Source organism: Saccharopolyspora endophytica (assembly GCF_018070075.1).
GTDB lineage: Bacteria > Actinomycetota > Actinomycetes > Mycobacteriales > Pseudonocardiaceae > Saccharopolyspora > Saccharopolyspora endophytica.
Map to the genome: position 1 here is coordinate 153,739 of NZ_JAGPXE010000014.1, position 19,630 is coordinate 173,368.

The 19,630-nt window shown below is 71.9% G+C and carries 19 protein-coding genes; 10 read left to right on the plus strand and 9 right to left on the minus strand.

Annotated features, from left to right (window positions below; translation table 11 throughout):
* Positions 1–139 precede the first annotated feature (139 nt).
* Together KBO27_RS27470 and KBO27_RS27475 are read left to right on the plus strand one after the other, a co-directional pair.
* Complete coding sequence (locus KBO27_RS27470; RefSeq protein WP_210972743.1) at positions 140–376, plus strand: hypothetical protein; 237 nt, start codon at positions 140–142, stop codon at positions 374–376.
* Positions 373–783 carry a thioesterase, FlK family gene (locus tag KBO27_RS27475; protein WP_210972744.1) on the plus strand — a complete coding sequence of 137 codons (411 nt, stop codon included), beginning with the start codon at positions 373–375 and terminating at the stop codon, positions 781–783. Before KBO27_RS27470 ends, KBO27_RS27475 begins: the two co-directional genes overlap by 4 nt.
* Positions 784–847: 64 nt before the next feature.
* Here KBO27_RS27475 and KBO27_RS27480 read toward each other — a convergent pair whose 3' ends face one another.
* From KBO27_RS27480 to KBO27_RS27490, 3 genes are all read right to left on the minus strand, one after another.
* Positions 848–1,537 carry an HAD family hydrolase gene (locus tag KBO27_RS27480; protein ID WP_307870650.1) on the minus strand — a complete coding sequence of 230 codons (690 nt, stop codon included), beginning with the start codon at positions 1,535–1,537 and terminating at the stop codon, positions 848–850.
* A 52-nt stretch (positions 1,538–1,589) separates the two neighbouring features.
* Complete coding sequence (locus tag KBO27_RS27485) at positions 1,590–2,384, minus strand: ion transporter (RefSeq protein WP_210972746.1); 795 nt, start codon at positions 2,382–2,384, stop codon at positions 1,590–1,592.
* Between the two features lie 112 nt (positions 2,385–2,496).
* Positions 2,497–2,970, minus strand: coding sequence for a nucleoside deaminase (locus tag KBO27_RS27490; protein WP_210972747.1), 474 nt, complete (start codon positions 2,968–2,970; stop codon positions 2,497–2,499).
* A 345-nt stretch (positions 2,971–3,315) separates the two neighbouring features.
* On the opposite strand from KBO27_RS27490, the gene KBO27_RS27495 reads away from it, so the two are divergent.
* From KBO27_RS27495 to KBO27_RS27515, 5 genes are all read left to right on the plus strand, one after another.
* Entirely contained in the window at positions 3,316–4,521 is a 1,206-nt protein-coding gene (locus tag KBO27_RS27495; RefSeq protein WP_210972748.1) for an FAD-dependent oxidoreductase, read from the plus strand.
* Positions 4,522–4,566: 45 nt separating this feature from the next.
* Entirely contained in the window at positions 4,567–5,841 is a 1,275-nt protein-coding gene (locus KBO27_RS27500) for a helix-turn-helix domain-containing protein (protein WP_307870651.1), read from the plus strand.
* 115 nt (positions 5,842–5,956) lie between these two features.
* The gene (locus tag KBO27_RS27505; RefSeq protein ID WP_210972749.1) at positions 5,957–7,762 is read left to right on the plus strand and encodes an NAD(P)/FAD-dependent oxidoreductase; all 1,806 of its coding nucleotides are present in this window, start codon (positions 5,957–5,959) and stop codon (positions 7,760–7,762) included.
* Positions 7,763–7,856: 94 nt separating this feature from the next.
* Positions 7,857–10,637: an ATP-binding protein gene (locus tag KBO27_RS27510; protein ID WP_246538200.1), complete on the plus strand. Its 2,781-nt coding sequence runs from the start codon at positions 7,857–7,859 to the stop codon at positions 10,635–10,637.
* Positions 10,638–10,765: 128 nt separating this feature from the next.
* Positions 10,766–12,253 (plus strand): amidase, encoded by a 1,488-nt coding sequence (locus KBO27_RS27515; RefSeq protein WP_210972751.1) that lies wholly within the window; start codon positions 10,766–10,768, stop codon positions 12,251–12,253.
* 30 nt (positions 12,254–12,283) lie between these two features.
* Here the strand turns inward: KBO27_RS27515 and KBO27_RS27520 are convergent, their stop codons facing one another.
* On the minus strand, positions 12,284–13,057 hold the full coding sequence (locus tag KBO27_RS27520) for an enoyl-CoA hydratase-related protein (RefSeq protein WP_210972752.1): 774 nt from the start codon (positions 13,055–13,057) through the stop codon (positions 12,284–12,286).
* Between the two features lie 172 nt (positions 13,058–13,229).
* Between KBO27_RS27520 and KBO27_RS27525 the strand changes: the two genes are divergently transcribed.
* Positions 13,230–14,423: a lytic transglycosylase domain-containing protein gene (locus KBO27_RS27525; RefSeq protein ID WP_372448887.1), complete on the plus strand. Its 1,194-nt coding sequence runs from the start codon at positions 13,230–13,232 to the stop codon at positions 14,421–14,423.
* Positions 14,424–14,478: 55 nt separating this feature from the next.
* On the opposite strand, the gene KBO27_RS27530 is transcribed toward KBO27_RS27525, so the two are convergent.
* Positions 14,479–15,597 carry an NADH:flavin oxidoreductase gene (locus KBO27_RS27530; RefSeq protein ID WP_307870652.1) on the minus strand — a complete coding sequence of 373 codons (1,119 nt, stop codon included), beginning with the start codon at positions 15,595–15,597 and terminating at the stop codon, positions 14,479–14,481.
* Positions 15,598–15,756: 159 nt separating this feature from the next.
* Between KBO27_RS27530 and KBO27_RS27535 the strand changes: the two genes are divergently transcribed.
* Positions 15,757–16,197 (plus strand): Rrf2 family transcriptional regulator, encoded by a 441-nt coding sequence (locus tag KBO27_RS27535; RefSeq protein WP_132627050.1) that lies wholly within the window; start codon positions 15,757–15,759, stop codon positions 16,195–16,197.
* Positions 16,198–16,236: 39 nt separating this feature from the next.
* A complete protein-coding gene (locus tag KBO27_RS27540; protein WP_210972754.1) occupies positions 16,237–17,076 on the plus strand; it encodes a MerR family transcriptional regulator in 840 nt (279 codons plus the stop codon).
* Here KBO27_RS27540 and KBO27_RS27545 read toward each other — a convergent pair.
* The 4 genes from KBO27_RS27545 to KBO27_RS27560 are packed head-to-tail and all read right to left on the minus strand — an operon-like array spanning position 17,058 to position 19,550.
* The gene (locus tag KBO27_RS27545) at positions 17,058–17,480 is read right to left on the minus strand and encodes a thioesterase family protein (RefSeq protein WP_210972755.1); all 423 of its coding nucleotides are present in this window, start codon (positions 17,478–17,480) and stop codon (positions 17,058–17,060) included. The genes KBO27_RS27540 and KBO27_RS27545 overlap by 19 nt on opposite strands.
* A complete protein-coding gene (locus KBO27_RS27550; protein ID WP_210972756.1) occupies positions 17,477–18,430 on the minus strand; it encodes a 3-hydroxyacyl-CoA dehydrogenase NAD-binding domain-containing protein in 954 nt (317 codons plus the stop codon). The genes KBO27_RS27545 and KBO27_RS27550 overlap by 4 nt, the downstream gene beginning before the upstream one ends.
* Positions 18,431–18,447: 17 nt before the next feature.
* Positions 18,448–19,335 carry a beta-keto acid cleavage family enzyme gene (locus KBO27_RS27555; protein ID WP_132679939.1) on the minus strand — a complete coding sequence of 296 codons (888 nt, stop codon included), beginning with the start codon at positions 19,333–19,335 and terminating at the stop codon, positions 18,448–18,450.
* Entirely contained in the window at positions 19,332–19,550 is a 219-nt protein-coding gene (locus tag KBO27_RS27560) for a hypothetical protein (RefSeq protein ID WP_210972757.1), read from the minus strand. The genes KBO27_RS27555 and KBO27_RS27560 overlap by 4 nt, the downstream gene beginning before the upstream one ends.
* Positions 19,551–19,630 lie beyond the last annotated feature (80 nt).

Below are 19,630 nucleotides of genomic sequence, written 5' to 3' on the forward strand. Positions count from 1 at the left end.
CACGGCGAAGCCTGAGATGACGCCCGATCGGTGCACGGCGCCGATCGGGCCTCTTCAGTTTCGATCTTGGTGCGACCGATACCCCGGACGAAGCGGACAGCGGAAGATCCGCTTCGTCTTCATCAACGGGAGGAGCGGGATGACCGCGGTCGAGCTGAATCGATACGGGCCGGCGCCGGAAAGCCTGGCGCTGAACTGTCCACTGTGCACCGAGGAGGTCCGCTGGCTGGAACCGCCGCTGCTGCGCTGGTTCTGCCCGGACTGCGCGGTGTTCTGGCGCCACCCGTGCGAACCCGGCCTGCTGGAGGACCCCATCCGCACCGGCGGCGTGGTGATCACCACGGCACCGTCGCTGCTGGGAGGGGACCAGACGTGACCAACACCCAGACCGTCCAGGTGCACGCCTGCACCCGCACGATCACCGCCGCGCACACCGTCCCGCGAATCCTGCCCGGGACGCTGCTGGCCAGGCGCGGCGAACCGGTGCTCGCCACCGGCACGATGATCGCGATGCTGGAGGACGCGACCTGGGAGCTGCTGGCCCCGGACGTGCCGGACGAGTTCGCGATGCTCGGCTGCGGCGGCGTGTACGAGCACACCGCGCCGACGCTGCCCGGGCAGGTGGTGCGCATCGAGGTCGAGCGCGGCCCCGCGCCCGACGTCGGCCGCCAGACCTGGACCGCCCGCGCCTTCAACGTCGACACCGGCCAGCAGGCGGGCGTGCTGCACCACCAGGTGGCCACCGTCGACCGCGAGCGCTTCTACCGGCGGATGGGCCGATGAGCGGAGTCCTGGAGGACGCGGCCTGCTCGTCGCCGACGGGGGCAGGCCGCCCAGGACCGGGATCTCAGCCCAGCGCCGAGCGGAGTTCCTCCGGCGTGGGCAGGGTGTCGAAGACGACCTCGGCGCCGGCGGACCGCAGTTCGTCGGCGCTGTAGGAACCGGTGGCGACCGCGACGAGGTGCGCGCCGGACTCCTGGGCCGCGCGCACGTCGTTGAGCGTGTCGCCGATGAGCACGGTCCGCGCCGGGGCGAAGTCGATCCCGAGCTTGTCCGCGGCGCGCTCCCGGGCGATGGGCACCAGCCCGCCTCGCCGCAGGTGGTCGTCGCCGAACGCGCCGATGTCGAGGTCGACGTGGTCGAGGAGGCCGAACGCACCCAGCTTGATCCGCGCCACCTCGGCGGTGTTGCCGGTCAGCACGCTCTGGTGCACCAGCGGATCGGCGTCGAACGCCACCAGGGCCTCCCGCGCTCCGGGCAGAACCCGGCCGTTGTCGGCCAGTTCCACCCGCACCTCGTCGAAAACGCCGGCCAGAGCGGTGGTCATCGCCGCCACCAGCTCACGGGTCGGTTCGATGTCGTGCGAGCGCAGCATGTGGTCGATGGTGCCGAGGTCCGTGCGGCCGTCCATCAGCGCGGGCTGACGCACCGGCTGTCCGGTGACCTGCGGGAAGATCCGCTGGTAGGCCGCTCCGCCCAAGCCCAGGGAGTCGATCAGCGTGTGGTCGACGTCCCACAGCACCAAGCGCTCGTCCACGTCGTGGCTCCTCGTCGAGTTCGGTGGTGAAGTGGCGGCGCCACTTCCTGTCTCAGCCCTCCTGGCGCCGGCCGACGGCATGCATGCCGCGGACCTCCTCGCGCAGCTGCTGGATCTCGGCGAGCAGGATCGCGGTCTGGTTCTCCTCGGCGATCTCGTGCTCGCGCGCGACCTGCGATTCCATCGCCGAGACGGTCACCGCGATGAACAGGTTGAGCACGGTGAACGTCGTGACGGCGATGTAGGAGATGAAGAAGATCCAGGCCAGCGGCTCGGCCTCCATCACCGAGCGGGCCACCTCCGACCACGCCTCACCCGTCATGACCTGGAACAGCGTGAACAGCGAGGCGCCCAGGTCACCGAAGTACTCGGGCGCGACGGTGCTGAACAGCTTGGTCGCGATGACCGAGCCGACGTAGAGGATCAGCCCCAGCAGAGCGGCGATCGAGGCCATGCCCGGGAGCGCTCCGAGCAGCGCACCGACCACCCGGCGCATGCTGGGGATGGCGGAGATCAGCCGCAGCGCTCGCAGGATCCGCAACGCCCGCAGCACCCCGAACGAACCCGAGGTGGGCAGCAGCGCGATGCCGACGATGACCGCGTCGAAGCAGTTCCACGGATCGCGGAAGAACTTGGGCCCGTGGGCGTAGAGGCGTGCGGCGAGTTCGACGGCGAAGATCGCCAGCGCGATCCGGTCCACCGCGTGCAGCAGCTCTCCGTGCTCGGCGACCAGCGCCGGGGAGGTCTCGCAGCCCAGCGTCACCGCGTTGACCAGGATGACGCCGATGATGAACTGCTGGAATCGCGGCGCGTCGACCAGCGCTCGTAAGCGTTCCCGTGTGGTCACTGTCGTCCCCCGACGTCGTGCTCCAGATGATCGCCGATCAAGCTAACCGGCTCGACCCCGGAATCCGCGGAGGCGCGACCGACTGTCGCGCACCGCACAGCGCGGCGGCGGGTCACAGACGCCGCTCGTGGAGCCGGCGCACCGCGGGGGCCAGCTCGGGGTCGGGTCCGTCGACCTCGGCTTCGGGCACGATCGCCTCGATCGGCAGCGCCGCGACGGGGGAGACGGGCAGCCCCAGCTCGACGGCCCACCGGCCCAGCTGTTGGGTCGATGACGCGTAGACGATGCGGCCCAGGCCGACCCAGGCGTGCGCCGCCGAGCACATCGGGCAGTGCTCACCCGAGGTGTAGACGGTGCACCGCGGACGCACCTCGGCGGTGAGGTTCTCGGCCGCCCACCGGGCGATCGCGAACTCCGGGTGCTGCGTGCCGTCCCCGCTCGCGACGTGGTTGTGGTCCTCGAACAGCACGTCGCCCTCGGGCGAGACGAGCACGGAGCCGAACGGTTCGTCGCCGGACTCCAACGCGCGCTCGGCGAGCACGACGGCCCGCCGCAGGAAATCCCGGTCAACTTCGCTGATGGCCATGCGACGACGCTATCGCGGAGGCGCTCGAGCTCGCCGGGATCCCGGTGGGACACCGCCGTTCGACGGGGCCGCGTCTCCGCCGAGCGCCTTCTCCCGAGGCGTCCACGATTTCAGTGGACATCGGGGACCCGGTTTCAGTGGAAATCCGAATCCCGAATTCCACTGAGATCCGAGAGTTCACCCGGGCGGGGGTGGGATCGGTTGAGGGGGAGTGGGGAGGGATCGGGCATTTCGGGGAGTTCTGGGTGTCGGGGGGGTTGTGGGTTCGCGGTTTGGGGGTTTTCCCGGTGGTGGCGGGGATAGGATCGTTCGGGGAGTGAGGTGCCGGTGCCGGCCGGTTTTCGGGTGTTGGGGGATGTGGTGGAGCACGTCGTCATCAGCGGGGGAGGGATCGCCGGGACGGCGCTGGCGCTGGCTCTGCGGACCGCGGGGATCGCCGTGACCGTCGTGGAGGCGCGACCGGCCGACCACGGTGAGGGCGCCGTCGTCCGGCTCAACCCCAATGGGATGGACGCGCTGCGTGCTCTGAACGCCCACCAGCCGGTGATCGCGCGGTCGTTCCCGCTCGTGCGCACCGAGCGGATCAACCCCGACGGCAGCCGGATGGGGTACGCGCTGGGCGCCGACCCGAGCTCGCAGCGCGGTCTGCCCCGGGTGATGCACTGGCCGGTGCTGGCGTCGGTCCTGCGGGAGCAGGCCGTCGAGCGCGGTGCGGTGTTCCGCCACGGCAGCCGCGTCGTGGACGCCGAGGTCGGCGCGACGGCGGCCCTGTCGCTCGCCGACGGCAGCCGGGTCGACGGCGACGTCCTCGTCGGCGCCGACGGCGCGAACTCGTTGGTGCGCGGGAGGATCAACCCCGACGGCCCGGAACCCGAACGGCTGGGCACCCGCACCATCTACGGCTACGCCTCCGAACCGGGCTGCGAACCGCCGCCGCCCGAGGTGATGCGCTCCTACGTGGGCGCGAAGGCCTTCTTCGCCGCCACCCGCGATTCGCTCTCCGGCGGCTGCTTCTGGTTCACCAGCCTGCGCGCCCCGGCTCCCCGCGGCCGCGACGAGCCGCAGGGCCCCGACGGGCTGCGCGTCGAGATGAGCGAGCTGTTCGCCGGCGACGGCACGATCGCGCCGACCGTCATCGGCAACTCCGAACGCGTCCTGTCCTTCGACGACCACGCCCTGCCGAGCGTGCCGCGCTGGCACACCGACCGGGCGATCATCATCGGCGACGCCCTGCACGTCGCCCCGCCGGCGTCCGAGCAGGGCGCGGCGATGGCGCTGGAGGACGGCGTCCAACTGGCCCGCTGCCTGCGCGACCACACCACCCCGGCGGCCGCGTTCGCCGCGTTCGAGCGGATGCGCCGGGACCGGGTGGAGGCCGTCGTCGCCGCCGGCCGGATGGGAACCAGCCGCGCTCACCACCGGCCGCTGGCCCGCCGCTGGCGCAACCTGCGCACCAGGACCAAGCGCTACTTCACGTGGCAGCGCACGCCCCCGATGGGCGGGGGCTGGGCCTACGACCACCACATCGACTGGCCGGAGAGCACCGCGTAGTCGCTGGTCCTTGGCCTGGCATGAGATGTGGGACACACTGTGGCGGTGCGTCAGGAGAGCTTCGGGGCAGCGCTGCCGGTCGGGGAGGACCCGCACCGCCACGCGCGGCTGCTCGCTCGCGTGCACGACGCGACGGTCGCCGGTGAGGTCCCGCCCGCGCGACCCCGCCCGGTGATCGGCGCGTCCTGGACGCGCGTGCGCTCACGAGGAATCGACCCCGAACGCGGCCGCACCGGCCGGTTGCTGGGGGCCGACGAGCTCGTCGAGCGCAGGCGCGAGTCCGGGATGTCGGAGGTGCTGCCGCTGCTGCGCGGCAAGCTCGCCGGTGTCGCCGAGCAGACGGCCAACATCATGGTGATCACCGACGCGGACGGCCACCTGCTGTGGCGCGACGGGAGCACCGCCGTGCGCCGCAACGCCGACGCGCTCGGGTTCGTCGAGGGCATGAGCTGGGGCGAGGACGTCGTCGGCACCAACGCCATCGGAACCGCGCTGGTCACCGGCCTGCCGATCCAGGTGTACTCCGCGGAGCACTACGTGCGCACCCACCACGCCTGGACCTGCGCGAGCGCACCCGTGCACGATCCCCGGACCGGCAGGCTGCTCGGCGCGGTCGACCTCTCCGGGCCCGCCTCCACCGTCAGCCCCACCACCCTCGCGCTCGTCGAGACCGTGGCCCAGCTGGCCGAGTCCCAGCTGCGCACCGCCCACCTCGAAGCGCTCGAAGCGCTGCGCGGCAGCGCCGTTCCCCTCCTGTCGCGGGTCACCGGACCTGCGGTGGTGACCGATGCGCACGGGTGGGTCGCCGCGTCCACCGGCATCGCGCCGGTCCACCACGTCGCGCTGCCGGCCGAGTGCGGCGCAGGCCGAGCGTGGCTGCCCGCGCTCGGCGACTGCGCCGTGGAACCCGTGCCGGGCGGCTGGCTGGTGCGGCTGATCGACGACGACCCGGCCTCCGCGCTCGACGAGCGCACGCGGGTGCGCGTGGACCTTCGCTGCTCGCAGGCCCGCGTCGAGGTCACCTCCGCTTCGGGCGGGTGGAGCCACCCGCTGACCCCCAGGCACGCGGAACTGCTGTTCCTGCTGGCCGCGCACCCGGACGGGCGCACGGCCGCGCAGCTGGCCGCCGACGTGTTCGGCGACGAGCTGCGCACGGTCACGGTCCGGGCCGAGATGTCCCGGCTGCGCCGCAACCTCGGCGGCCTGCTGGCCAGGCGGCCCTACCGGTTCAGCGAGAACGTCGAGGTCGAGGTGCTGCGGCCGGACGACCCGGGCTCGCTGCTGCCGCACTCGATCGCCCCGGCGGTGCGCGGCGGCTGACCAGCCGGTTGCAGCCCCCTGCAACCCGTGCGCGGCGGAGTTCGGTGTGGCTCCATGACTGTGTCATGTGATCGCCACCACTGAGGGCAACGACGCCCGCGCGGGAGGTATTTCCGTGAGCCAGACCGTGGAGCACAACGCGACCCGGACCCGGGTCGAGCACTGGATCTCCGAGTTCTCCGAGGCCATCGCCGCCCGGGACGCCGACCGGGTCGCGTCGATGTTCGGCGAGGACAGCTACTGGCGCGACCTGGTCGCGCTCACCTGGAACTTCAAGACGTCCGAAGGGCGCGAGGACATCGCCGCCATGCTGCGGGCGACGCTGGAGCACGCGGCCCCGAGCGGGTTCACCGTCCTGGGGGAGCCGACCGAGGCCGACGGCGTCACCGAGGCCTGGTTCTCCTTCGAGACCGCCGTGGGACGCGGCACCGGCCACCTGCGCCTCGCCGGCGACGAGGCGTGGACCCTGCTGACCACCCTCGACGAGCTCAAGGGGCACGAGGAGCCGAAGAACCACCGCAGGCCGAGGGGTGCCGAGCACGGCGCCAACCCGGACCGGGTGACCTGGCGCGAGCAGCGCGAGACCGAGCTCGCCGAACTCGGTCACACCCGCCAGCCGGAGGTCGTCATCGTCGGCGGCGGTCAGGGCGGCATCGCGCTCGGCGCGCGGCTGCGCCAGCTCGGCGTGCCGACGATCATCGTCGAGCGCAACGAGAAGCCGGGGGACTCCTGGCGCAGGCGGTACAAGTCGCTCGCCCTGCACGACCCCGTCTGGTACGATCACCTGCCCTACATCGACTTCCCGGACAACTGGCCGGTCTTCTCGCCGAAGGACAAGATCGGCGACTGGCTGGAGATGTACACCAAGGTCATGGAGCTCAACTACTGGGGCTCCACGACGGCGCTCAGCGGCAAGTACGACGAGGACGAGGGCAGGTGGGAGCTCGTCGTCGACCGCGCCGGGGAGCAGGTCACGCTGCGACCGCGCCAGCTGGTGATGGCGCTGGGCGTGTCCGGCAAGCCCAACGTTCCGGTCTTCCCAGGCCAGGACCGGTTCCGCGGCGACCAGCACCACTCCTCCCAGCACCCCGGGCCGGACGCCTACCAGGGCAAGAAGGCGGTGGTCATCGGGTCGAACAACTCCTCGCACGACATCTGCGCCGCGCTGTGGGAGGCCGGTGCCGACGTCACCATGGTGCAGCGCTCCTCCACGCACGTGGTGCGGTCTGACTCGCTGATGGAGCACAGCCTCGCCCCGCTGTACTCGGAGGAGGCCGTCGCGTCGGGCATCGACACCCGCACCGCCGACCTGATCTTCGCGTCCATCCCGTACCGGATCCTGCACCAGTTCCAGAAACCGGCGTTCGACGTGATCCGCGAGCAGGACGCCGAGTTCTACGAGCGCCTGGCCGCGGCCGGTTTCCAGCTCGACTTCGGTGACGACGAGTCGGGGCTGTTCATGAAGTACCTCCGCCGGGGCTCGGGCTACTACATCGACGTGGGTGCGTGCGAGCTCATCGCCGACGGCAGCATCAAGCTCGCGAACGGCGACGTCGCCGAACTCACCGAGAACGAGGTGGTTCTCGCCGACGGAACCCGGCTGGAAGCCGCTCTCGTCGTCTACGCAACGGGTTTCCGGTCGATGAACGGCCTGGCCGCCGACATCGTCGGGCAGGAGGTCGCCGACAAGGTCGGCAAGGTGTGGGGCCTGGGCTCGAACACCACCAAGGACCCCGGCCCGTGGGAGGGCGAGGAGCGCAACATGTGGAAACCCACCCAGCAGCAGGGGCTCTGGTTCCACGGCGGCAACCTGCACCAGTCCCGCCACTACTCCCTCTACCTCGCGCTGCAGCTCAAGGCGAGGGCGGAGGGGATCCCCACTCCGGTCTACGGCCTGCAGGAGGTCCACCACACCTCCTGATCCCGGGGGCGGGGTGGGGCCAACCCCCATCCTGCCCCGACCTAGATCACTTCGGTGCTCGATCGGGGGCATCAGGCGCTAGGCTCGCGGCGTGATGACGGCGGAACCGGTGGTCTTCGGCCGTGAAGCGGAGCTCGGCGAGCTGCGGCGAGCGGTGGCGTCGGTGGTCGACGGCACCGGCGGCGCGCTGTGGATCGAGGGCGAACCCGGCATCGGCAAGACCGCGCTGCTGAACCAGGTCGTCGTCGAAGCCGCGCTCCAGGGCTGCGCCGTCCGCAACGCCACCGCCGACCGGCTCACCCAGCGGTTCCCGCTGCGGCTCGTGCTGGACTGCCTGGGCGTCGGACCCAAGTCGGAGGAACCGGAACTGCGGGCGCTGCACGAGCGGTTCTCCGGCGCGGCCGACGTGCCGGTGCCGTCGGTCGCCGACGAACTCGCCGGGCACGTCGCCCGGTGGTGCGCGAACGCCCCGATGGTGCTGGTCGTCGACGACGTCCAGTGGGCCGACGAGGCGAGCCTGCTGGTGTGGCAGCGGTTCGCTCGACTCGCAGAACAGCTGCCGCTGCTGCTGGTCGCTGCCGCGCGCCCCACGCGCAGCCACACCGAACTGCGCGCCGGGGTCCGCCGGATCGCGCTGCCACCGCTGGACGACGCGGCCGTGGCGAGCATGGCCGCGAAGCTCACCGACTCCTCCAGGATCGGACCCGAACTGCGCCAGGCGCTGGCCGGAGCGGCCGGGAACCCGCGCTACGTCGGCGACGTCGTCGCCGCCCTGACCCGCGAGCGCAACCTGGTGGTCACCGACGGCAGGGCCGAGCTCGCCCTCGGCGAGGCCGGGGTGCCGCGCCCGCTCGCCGAGACGGTCGTCGAGCGGCTCGGCTTCTTCGACAGCCAGACCATCGGCCTGCTGCGCATTGCCGCGTTGCTGGGCTCGACCTTCTCCGTGACCGAGCTGTCCACCGTCTCCGAACGCCCGGTGTCGGGACTGGTCGGCTACGTGGAGCAGGCGCTGGACACCGGCGTGCTGGTGGAATCCGGGCTGCAGCTGAGCTTCCAGCACCCGCTGGTCCGCCGGGCCCTCTACGAGACCACCCCGACGGCGCTGCGGCTGGCCCTGCACAACCAGGCCGCCCGCGTCCTGCAGGACTCCGGTGCCTCGGTGGAACGGGTCGGCGAGCAGCTGCTGTCCTCGATCTCCCTCGGCGACGCCGAAGTCGACGACTGGGGCTTGGACTGGCTGGTGCGCAACGGGCGCGCGCTGGCCCACCGCGCTCCCGCCTGCGCGGCCGACCTGCTCGAAGCCGCGCTCGTCCCGCTGCCCGCGAACGAGCAGCACCGCGACGTCCTGCTGGCCGCCCGCGCCCTCGCGCTGGTGCAGCTCGAACGCTCCGAGCAGGCCCACGATTTCAGCGCGCGCGCCCTCGACGAGGTCACCGACCCCTCCTGTGCGGCCGAGCTGACCTGGTACCTGGTGTGGTCGCTGACCGCGCGCCGGATGGCCGACGAGGCCGCGGCCGTCATCGCCGAAGCCGACGCCACCGCCGGGTTCGAACTCCGCTGGCTGGCCCGGATGCGCGCCAAGCTCGCGCAGGCGAAGTTGATGAGCGGGAACTTCACCGACGCCGAGCGCACCGTGGACCGAGCGCTGGCCGAGGCCCACGAAGCCGACGACGACTACGCGCTGGGACTCGCGCTGCACGTCCGAGGAACCGCGCGAGCCCGCAACAACGACCTCGCCGAAGCGCTCGTGTGCTACCAGCAGGCCGGTTCGGCGCTCGGCGACGCGCTGGAGAACGCCGACCTGCTGCTGCAGGTGCTCAGCAACCGGATGATGCTGCTGTTCGCCCTCGGGCACGCCGAGGAGGCCGGGTTCGCGCTGCACGAGATGCTGGCCATCGCCGAGCGCAGCGCCACCCCGTCGCGGCTGGCGGTGGTGCGGCTGTCGGCGGCCAACCACTACTTCACCGTCGGCCGCTGGGACGACGCCGCGGCCGAGCTGCAGGCGGCCGGCGAGCTCACCGCCGAGATGAGCTCGCACCAGCTCCGCTGGTTGCACGGGTTGTGGGCGATGCTGGCCGGGTACCGCGGCGAGCGCGAGGTCTTCGAGCAGCAGCTCGCGGTGGCCGGGGAAGCGACGCCGGACTCCCAGGAGAACGCCGGGTTCCTCATGGTGGCCGGTGTGCTGCGGGCCGAGATCGAGGGCGAACTCCAGCGCGCGACGGCCATCCTCGCCGAGGCGCTGGACACCAGCGAGCGCTTCGGCAGCAACTACGTGTGGCTGCCGATCCTGGTCCGGCTCGCGCTGCAGACCGGTGACGAGGAGACCGCCACCCGCGCCACCAACGCCTGCGTGCAGGGCGCGACGGTGGGCGCCGCGCCCAACATCCTCGCCGCCGCGCAGCACTGCCGGGGCCTGCTCGAACGCGACCCGATCACGCTGCGCGCCGCCATCGAGCACTACGACAAGACCCACCAGCCGCCCAAGCGCGCGCGGGCGCTGGAGGACCTGGCCGCCGTCCTCGCCGAACGGGGTGAGATCCCCGCCGCCCGCAAGGCCTACGCGCAGGCGGCGGAGATCTTCACCCACCTCGGCGCGAACTGGGACCTCGAACGCGCCGCGGCCAGGATGCGCCCGCACGGCATCCGGTCGCCGCGCGCCAAGCGGCTTCGCGCCACCACGGGATGGGAAGCGCTGACCAAGACCGAACGGCAGGTCGCGCTGCTGGTGGGCGACGGGATGTCGAACCCGGAGATCGCGGCGCAGCTGTTCGCCTCGCGGCGCACCATCGAGGTGCACGTCTCGCACGTGCTGGCCAAGCTCGGCGTGCGTTCCAGGGTCGAGGTCGCGGTGGAGGCGACCGGGCACCGGGCCTGACCGCGCTCCCGTGACGCGGCTGCGACCTGCGGGAAAGGGTCGGCCCGTTGATCTCGGCGAGCCGGGCGGAGATGCTGGGTCCGGTTTTCGGTGCGGCGCGCGCTGCGCGGTGGTGAACAGGAGAACGGGTGGACGTCGAGGAGTACCTGCGGCACGACGGTCTGGGACTGGCCGAACTGGTCGCATCGGGGCAGGTGACCGCGGGCGAACTGCTGGAGGCCGCCCGCAGCAGGGCGAAGGCGGTCAACCCCGCCATCAACGCCATCGTCGCGTGGCTCGACGAGCACGCCGACCAGCGCGTCGCCGGCGAGCTCTCCGGTCCGTTCGCCGGGGTCCCGTTCCTGCTCAAGGACCTGGGGCACCACCTCGCCGGGGCGCCGAGCTCCGACGGGTGCCGCGCGTTCGCCGATCGCACGTCGGCCGTCACCGACACCGTCGTGCAGCGCTGGCTGGACGCCGGGCTCGTCGTCTTCGGCAAGACCAACACGCCCGAGTTCGGCTCCAAGGGAGTCACCGAACCGGTCCTGTTCGGCCCGACCCGCAACCCGTGGGACCTCCGGCGCACCCCGGGCGGCTCCTCCGGCGGTGCGGGCGCGGCCGTCGCGGCGGGGATCGTGCCGGTGGCGGCGGCCAGCGACGGCGGCGGATCCATCCGCATCCCGGCGGCCTGCAACGGACTGGTCGGGCTCAAGGCCGGCCGCGGTTTGGTCCCCGCGGGGCCGGTGGAGAGCGAACCGCTCAACGGCCTGGCCACCAGCGGAGTCCTCTCCCGCACCGTGCGCGACACCGCCGCGATGCTCGACGCGCTGATCGGCCCGGAAGCGATGAGCCCGTTCGCCACCGCGCTGCCCGACCGCCCGCTGTCCCAGCAGCTCGACGAGGAGCCCGGCACGTTGCGCATCGGCTACACCACCCGGTGCGCGCTGCGCGAGCGACCGCACCCGGAAGCGGTGCGGGCCGTGGAGCGTTCGGCGGAACTGCTCACCAAGCTCGGGCACGAGGTCGAGGAGGTCGACCCGCCGCACGACGACCGCCAGCTCGGCAAGGACTTCCTGCTCGTGTGGTTCGTCCACCAGGCGGACGAGGTCGACCGCATCAAGCGCGAAACGGGCTGCGGCGATGACGCTTTCGAGCCCGACACGCTGATGATGGCCGCGCTCGGCCGGATGACCGGCGCCGTCGCGCTCTCGCAGGCACAGGAGCGGCGGCGCGAGCACATCGCCGCGCTCGCCGGGTTCCACAGCCGCTACGACCTGCTGATGACGCCCACCCTGGGCGAACCGCCGATCGAGGTCGGATCGCTGGCGACCCCGCCCGCGCTGCAGACCGTCTCCAGGCTGCTGGTGCGCACCCGGACCACCCGCGTGCTGCGGTTGCTGGGCATGGTGGACCAGCTCGTCGAGAAGAACCTGGCCTGGGTTCCCTACACCCAGCTCGCCAACATCACCGGGCGCCCGGCGATCAGCCTGCCGCTGCACCGCACCGACGCGGGCCTGCCGATGGGCGTGCAGTTCGTCGGCCCGCTCCAGAGCGAAGGACTGCTGCTGCGCCTGGCCCGCCAGCTGGAGGTAGCGGCCCCGTGGTCCCTGGAGACACCGCTGCTCGAAGCCGTGTAGGGAGTGTCGAGCGATTCCGCGGCGGCTCGCTCAGTCCGGCCAGTCGGGGTGGCGCTTCTCCAGGAATGCGGCCATCCCCTCGCGGGCGGCGGGGAGTTGGGAGGCCGCGGCCATGACCTCCAGGGCGATCGCGTAGGCGTCCTGCTCCGGGCGGTCGAGCTGGGCGTAGAGGGTCTGCTTGCCGAGGGCTTTGCTGGTGCGGCTGCCGCGCGTCGCGCGGGCGAGCAGGTCGGCGACGGCGTCGTCCAGGACGTCGTCGGCGGCCACCCGGTTGATCAGGCCCCAGTCCAGCGCTGTCGCGGCGTCGATGACGTCGCCGGTGAGCGCCATCTCCATCAGCCGCTTGCGGCCGATGTTGCGGGCCACCGGCACCGCGGGAGTGTGGCAGAACCAGCCTCCCTTGCCGCCGGGCAGCGCGAACCCCGCCGAGTCGGCGGCCACCGCCAGGTCGCAGGCGCCGACCAGCTGGCACCCGGCGGCGGTCGCCAGGCCGTGCACCTTGGCCAGCACGACCTGCGGCACCGATTGGACGGTGTCCATCAGCTCGGTGCACAGCTGGAGCAGCTCGCGCACGCCGGTGAGGTCGCGCGCGGCGACGTCGCCGAAGTCGTGGCCGGCCGAGAACACCGGGCCCTCGCCCGCCAGCACGATCCCCGTCGCGTCGGACTCGCCGGCTTCGCGGAACGCCGCGAGCAGCTCGACGAGGTGCTCCTGCGACAGGGAGTTGCGGCGCTGGGGCCGGTTCATCGTGATCGTGATGGTCGCTTCGTCCCGCCGGGTCAGGATGTGCGCGTAGTCACCCATGATCCGACGGTACCGCGAGCGGAGATCGACAACCGGAATTCGCGCTTCCAATTGGTCGAACCACTTACGCCGAACGGCGGTACAGGCGGTCGCTCCGCCTTTGAACAATGCCGGTACCGCCGCTGAGAACCGCTCGAATCCGACGAGTTTCCAGCGGCGGTTCGATGGGGAGGTGCGGGCATTGGCGTTGCCGGACGAGTTCAGCCGTGGCGAGCGGTTCACCGCGGTGACCACGGGACTCCTGGTGGCGTTGCTGCCGGTCCTGGCCGTGCGCGGGGATTCCGCGTTGGAGATGGGGGAGCAGCGGCCGCACTCGGCCGGCCGGGCTCCGACGCCGCCGGGCGGCAGCAGGACGGGCGTCAGCGGACGCGTGCCCCACGACCCGGTCCTGAGCCCGCGGTTCCACGAGGACCTGCGGCGGGGTGGGATCGAACGCGGAACCGGCCGGTTGGGGCGAATCCCGTCCGGGACGCTCGGGATTCCCGGTGTCGTGCTCGCCGCGTACCAGCGGGCGCAGGATTCGCTGGCGAAGTCGGATCCGGGGTGCGGCCTGCACTGGTCGGTGCTGGCGGGCATCGGGCGCGTCGAGTCCAACCACGCGAGATCCGGGCAGATCGACGCCTCGGGGCGCACGCACTCGCCGATCCTGGGACCGCGGCTGAACGGTGGTCCGGGCATCGCCGCGATCCGCGACACCGACGGTGGCGGGCTCGACGGCGACGTGGTGTGGGACCGCGCGGTCGGTCCGATGCAGTTCATCCCGTCGACCTGGCGCTCCTACGCGCACCGCGGAGCCGATCCGCACAACGTCTTCGACGCCGCCGCGACCTCGGGCCGTTACCTGTGCGCGGGTGGCGGGAACCTGCGCGATCGCGCGCAGCTGGCCGCCGCTCTCTTCCGCTACAACCCGTCGGAGACCTACGTCCGCACGGTCCTGGCCTGGGCGGACCGCTACGCCCGAGGCGTCGTCCCCACGCCGGGCCTACCGCCCGGAGCACCGGATCCGACGCCGTCCATGGCGGGAAGTCCACCGTCCGGCGCGGTGGTCGCGATGGCGCCGCCCGGCGCCGCTCCCGCGGGTGCGCCACCGGCTCCGGCCCCTGCTCCAGGACCGGCACCGGCACCGGCACCGGCGCCCGCCCCTGCCCCGGCTCCCGCACCTCCGCCGCCGCCTCCACCGGCACCCGCGCCCGAGCCGACGCCGACCCAGCCGCCGCCGCCACCTCCGCCGCCGAGCGAACCTCCGCCGCCGAGCGAGCCGCCCCCGCCGAGCGAACCTCCGCCGTCCAGCAGCACGCCACCGCCGGAGCCCGCGCCCACGACCTCACCGGCGGCGGCGACCACGACGACGGAACCCGCGGGATAGCGAGAAGGGGCGCAGCACGCGGACCCGCGCTGCGCCCCTTCCGGTCTCGCCGGGATCAGTACAGGTTCACCAGGGCGTCCTTGGTGAACGGGACGAGCTCGTGCTGGCGGTCCTCCAGGACCTTCTGGCCCCACAGCGGGTCGGCCAGCAGCGCGCGGCCGATCGCGACCATGTCGAACTCGTCGCGCTCGAAGCGCTCCAGCAGCCGCTCGATGCTCTCCACGCCGGCGCCCTTGCCCGCGAGCGAAGCGGCGTCGAAGATCGCGTCCAGACCGACCGACCCGACGGTGATGACGGGCTTGCCGGTGACCTTCTTCGCCCAGCCCGCGACGTTGAGCTCCGAGCCCGACTCCGGGAACTCCGGCTCCCAGTAGCGGCGGCCGGAGGCGTGGAAGGCGTCGACACCGGCGTCGGCCAGCGGCGTGAGGATCGCCGAGAGCTCGTCGGGGTTCTCGGCGAGCTTGGCGTCGTAGTTGTCGGCCTTCCACTGCGAGAAGCGCAGCACGACGGGGAAGTCGGGGGCGACGCGCTCCCGGATCGCCTTGACGATGTCGACCGCGAACCTGGTGCGCTCGACCGGGTCTCCGCCGAAGGCGTCGGTGCGCCGGTTGGTGCGCTCCCACAGGAACTGGTCGATGAGGTAGCCGTGCGCGCCGTGCAGTTCGATGCCGTCGAAGCCGATGCGCTCGGCGGCCCACGCGGCCTCCGCGAAGGCGTTGATCAGGTCGTCGATGTCCGACAGCGTCAGCGGGGAACCGGCGCCCGGCTCACCGTCCAGGCCGACGCCCGACGGGCCGACGACCGGGGCCTCCGGGAACGGGCCGGCGCCGGCCGGGCGCTGGATGCCCACGTGCCACAGCTGCGGCATGATCTTGCCGCCCTCGGCGTGCACGGCCTTGACCACGCGCGACCAGCCCGCCAGCTGCTCCTCGCCGTGGAAGCGGGGGATGTCACCGCTGAAGCCCGCCGAGGCGTGGTCGACGTAGGTGCCCTCGGTGATGATCAGGCCGGTGCCCGCGGCGGCGCGGCGCGCGTAGTACGCGGCGACGTCCTCGCCGGGGATGCCGCCCGGGGACTTCTGCCGCGTCATCGGCGCCATCACGATGCGGTTGGGCAGCTCGGCCGAACCGAGGGTGAACGGGCGGGCCAGTGCCTGCGAAGCGCGACTGCTCACAGCGGTGATCTCCTGTCGATGCGTTCCAGGCGTGGAGTCCCGGAGCTTCAAGTGTGCAAGACAAACTTACATATTCGATTCAGGAAACTGCAACTGTGACAGTCGCTATTATGGGGGCGTTGCTAGACTTCGGTGCGACTCGGGGACGGAGGTGAGGAGATGCTCGACATCCGGTTCTGCCGCGCGCTTCAGGTGATGATGCGGCTGGCCATCGCGGCCGAGGAGGGCTCGGAGGTCCGCAGCTCCACGCAGTTCGCCGAGGAGCTGAGCACCAACCCCAGCCTCGTGCGCAAGCTGCTCGTCCCGCTGCACGCCGAAGGGCTCGTGATCTGCACCAAGGGTCGCGGCGGCGGTGCCAGGCTGGGCAGGCCGGCCGAGGAGATCACGCTCGCCGACATCTACCGCTGCGCCGTCGGCGACAAGCCGCTGTGGGCGCGCTCACCCGACGGCGAGCACGTGTGCATGGTCGCCGCGCGCACCGGCGAGTTCTTCGCCAACCTCACCGCCGAAGCCGAACGGGCCGTGCTGGCCTCCTTGGGTGACCGCACCCTCGCCGACAGCGTTCGCGAGATCCGCGCGCTGGAACCGGCGCATCGATGACTTGCGGTTGACGCGACGTCAACTGGTTGTCTGGTCGCCATGAACCCGCTGGAGCACACGCCGCTGACGATCGGCCAGGTCGCCGAGCTCGCCGACGTCTCACCCCGCACCGTGCGGCACTACCACCAGATCGGTCTGCTGGGCGAGGCCGAGCGGGACTCCGCCGGCCGGCGGCTCTACCGGACCTCGGCGATCGCCCGCCTGCTGCTGGTCCGCAAGCTCGTCGACCTCGGTCTGAGCCTGGCGCAGATCGAGGGCGTCGCCGACGGGACCACCGAGCTCGCCGACCTGCTCGACGGCGTCGAGCGCGACCTGGCCGAGCAGGAGCAGCGCATCGCCCGGCAGCGCGAGTCGCTGCGCCTGGTGCGCGCCGCCGGCGGCGCTCCGGCGTTGATCGGCGAGATCGGCGACGAGAGCGAGCAGATCGCGCGCCTGCGGCGCCACGCCGGTGTTCCCGGTGACCAGCAGCGGGACATGCTGCTGCTCGTGGAGAAGGCGTTCGGCCCGCAGCGCGCCGTCCTGCAGGCCGCCACCGACAGCCTCGCCGACAGCGACGAGCACCTGCGCGCCTTGGCCGCCCGGGTCACCGAGCACTACGACCACCTCGCCACGGCCGAGCCCGACGATCCGAGGGTCGAGCAGTGCGCCCAGGACCAGCTCGAACTCGCCGACGCGGTGCGCGAAGCAGAACTCGCGGCGGGTATCGACGGCGACGCCCTCTGGCGGGACCTGGCCGCCGAGGAGGAGCAGGACCCGGAGATCAAAGCCCTCGCCATCCAGGCGATGAACTCCGAGGTCCCGCAACTCTCACCGGCGCAGCACCAGGCCCTGCGCCGCTACCTGCAGAAGGCCATGGCGGCTCAGACGCGCCCCGCGTAGTCCGGGGCGTCTTCGAGGCGGGCGTTGAGGGCCTCGGCGATGTCCTCCGGGAACGGGGAAGTGCGGCCCTGCTCGGAATCCACGTGCAGGGCGACGAGTTCCGTCGTGGCCCGCAGGACGTCGTCCACCACCATCTCGTGGCACAGGCGCAGCTTCTTGGCGCCCACCTCGACGACCCGGGTGGTGATGAGCATCTCCGAGTCCGGAGGTACCTCGCGGAGGTACCGGACGTGGGCCTCGACCGTGTAGAGCGAGCAGCCGGTCCGCTTCAGGTGGTCGGAGTCCATGCCGATCCGCTCCATCAGGGCGTCGGTGGCGAAGCCGAAGACCAGCACGTAGTAGGCCTCGCTGAGGTGACCGTTGTAGTCGATCCACTCAGGACGGACCTGCTGCCGCATCATCATCGCGCCCCCCGGACCTCGTTGACCGCGCGCATCACCGCGATGACGGCCTTGTCCCTGTCGGCCACCAGCTCCGGGATGCTGCGGCCGTCGGCCGCCTCCTCGCACCCGTCGACCATGCGGTCGCGCAGCTCGGGGGTGAGCTCCGGAGCCTCCAGCCGGGTCCACGGCGACTTCAGCGACGGCCCGAAGTGGTCGAGCATGTGCGCCATGCCGCCCTCGCCGCCGGCGAGGTGGAAGGTCAGGCACGGCCCCAGCAGCGGCCAGCGCAGACCGGGCCCCTCGGTGATGGAGGCGTCGATCTGCTCCACGGTCGCCTCGCCGTTGTCGACCATGTGCAGCGCCTCGCGCCAGATCGCCTCCTGCAGGCGGTTGGCGATGAAACCGGGCACCTCGCGGTCCATCTTGATCACGTGCTTGCCCGCGACCTCGAAGAACTCCGCCGCGAAGTCCACCGCCCACTGCTCGGAGGACTCGCCGCCGACGACCTCCACCAGCGGGATCAGGTAGGGCGGGTTGAACGGGTGCCCGACGACCAGGCGACCCGGGTTCGCGCAGCGGGTCTGCATGTCGGTCATCGGGTAGCCCGAGGTCGACGAGGAGATCACCACGCCCGCCGGGGTCGCGGCGTCGATCTTGGCGAGCAGGTCCTGCTTGAGCGCGAGGTCCTCGGGCGCGCTCTCCTGCACGAACTCCGCTTCGGCGACGGCCTCCTCGAGGGTGTCGGCGACGGTGAGGTTGTCCCGGGATGCGCCGTCGGCCAGCCCGAGCTCGGTCAGCGCCGGCCAGGCGGCGTCGACGAGCCGCCGGAGCTTCTCGGCCGCGTCGGGCGCCGGGTCCCACGCGGTGACCCGGTAGCCGCGGGCCAGGAAGTGCGCTGCCCAGCCGCCGCCGATCACTCCCGCGCCGATGCAGGCGACGTGGCGGACCCGCGATGCGCTCTCGTTGTCCACAGTGGATTCCCTTCGGTTCAGGAGCGGGGCTTGAGGCCGAGCTTGGCGCGGGCCTGGTCCGGGGTGGCGATCTTGGCGCCCATGCCCTCGATGATGGTCACGGCGCGCTCGACCAGCTGCGCGTTGGTGGCCTTCACGCCGCGGCTCAGGTAGAGGTTGTCCTCCAGGCCGACGCGGACCTGCCCGCCGAGCAGCGCCGACTGCGCGACCCACGGGAGCTGGTTGCGGCCGATGGCGAAGCTCGCCCAGTTCGCGCCCTCCGGCAGCATGTTCACCATCGCCTGCAGCACGCCGGGGTCGACCGGAGCGCCGTAGGGAATGCCCATGCACAGCTGGAACAGCGGCGGGGCGTCGATGAGGCCCTCTTCGATCATCTTCTTGGCGAACCACAGCTGGCCGGTGTCGAAGATCTCCAGCTCGGGCTTCACGCCCAGCTCCTGGATGCGCTTGGCGCCCGCCCGCAGCATGTCCGGGGTGGAGATGTAGAGCTGGCTGCCGTCGCCGAAGTTCAGCGAACCGCAGTCCAGCGTGCAGATGTCCGGCAGCAGCTCCTCGACGTGCGGCAACCGCTCCAGGCCGTTGACCAGGTCGGTTCCGTCGACCGGCTTGAGCGGGTCGTCCTGATCGATGAACAGGTCGCCGCCCATGCCCGCGGTCAGGTTCAGCACCACGTCCACGCCGGACTCGCGGATCCGCCGCACCGTCTCGCGGTAGACCGACACGTCGCGGGTGCCCTGGCCGGTCTCGATGTCACGCACGTGCACGTGGACCACGGCCGCGCCCGCGTTCGCCGCCTCCACGGCCGACTGCGCGATCTGCTCCGGGCTGACCGGCACGTGCGGGCTCTTGCCGACGGTGTCGCCGGCGCCGGTGAGCGCCGCGGTGATGATGACCTCTTCGTTCATCGCTCTTCCTTCAAGCTCGTTGCGGTGCGGACCATCTCGCGTCGGATGGACTCGTGGGGCGCCCGGCGCGTCGGCTCCGCGAAGCGGCCGGGGGAGTGGCGGTGGATCGTGGCGGCCGACGTCCCGCGCACCGGCGCGACGCGCGCGGCGATCATCTGCCGGGCCGCCTCGTGGAACCGGGGCCGAACCCGCTCGACCCACCCGCCGTCCAACACGCATCGGACCGTACCGACACCATGCGCAAATCGCAACATTCAACTGAGGAATCAGTCAGTCGCAATCCGCTGGTCGGGTG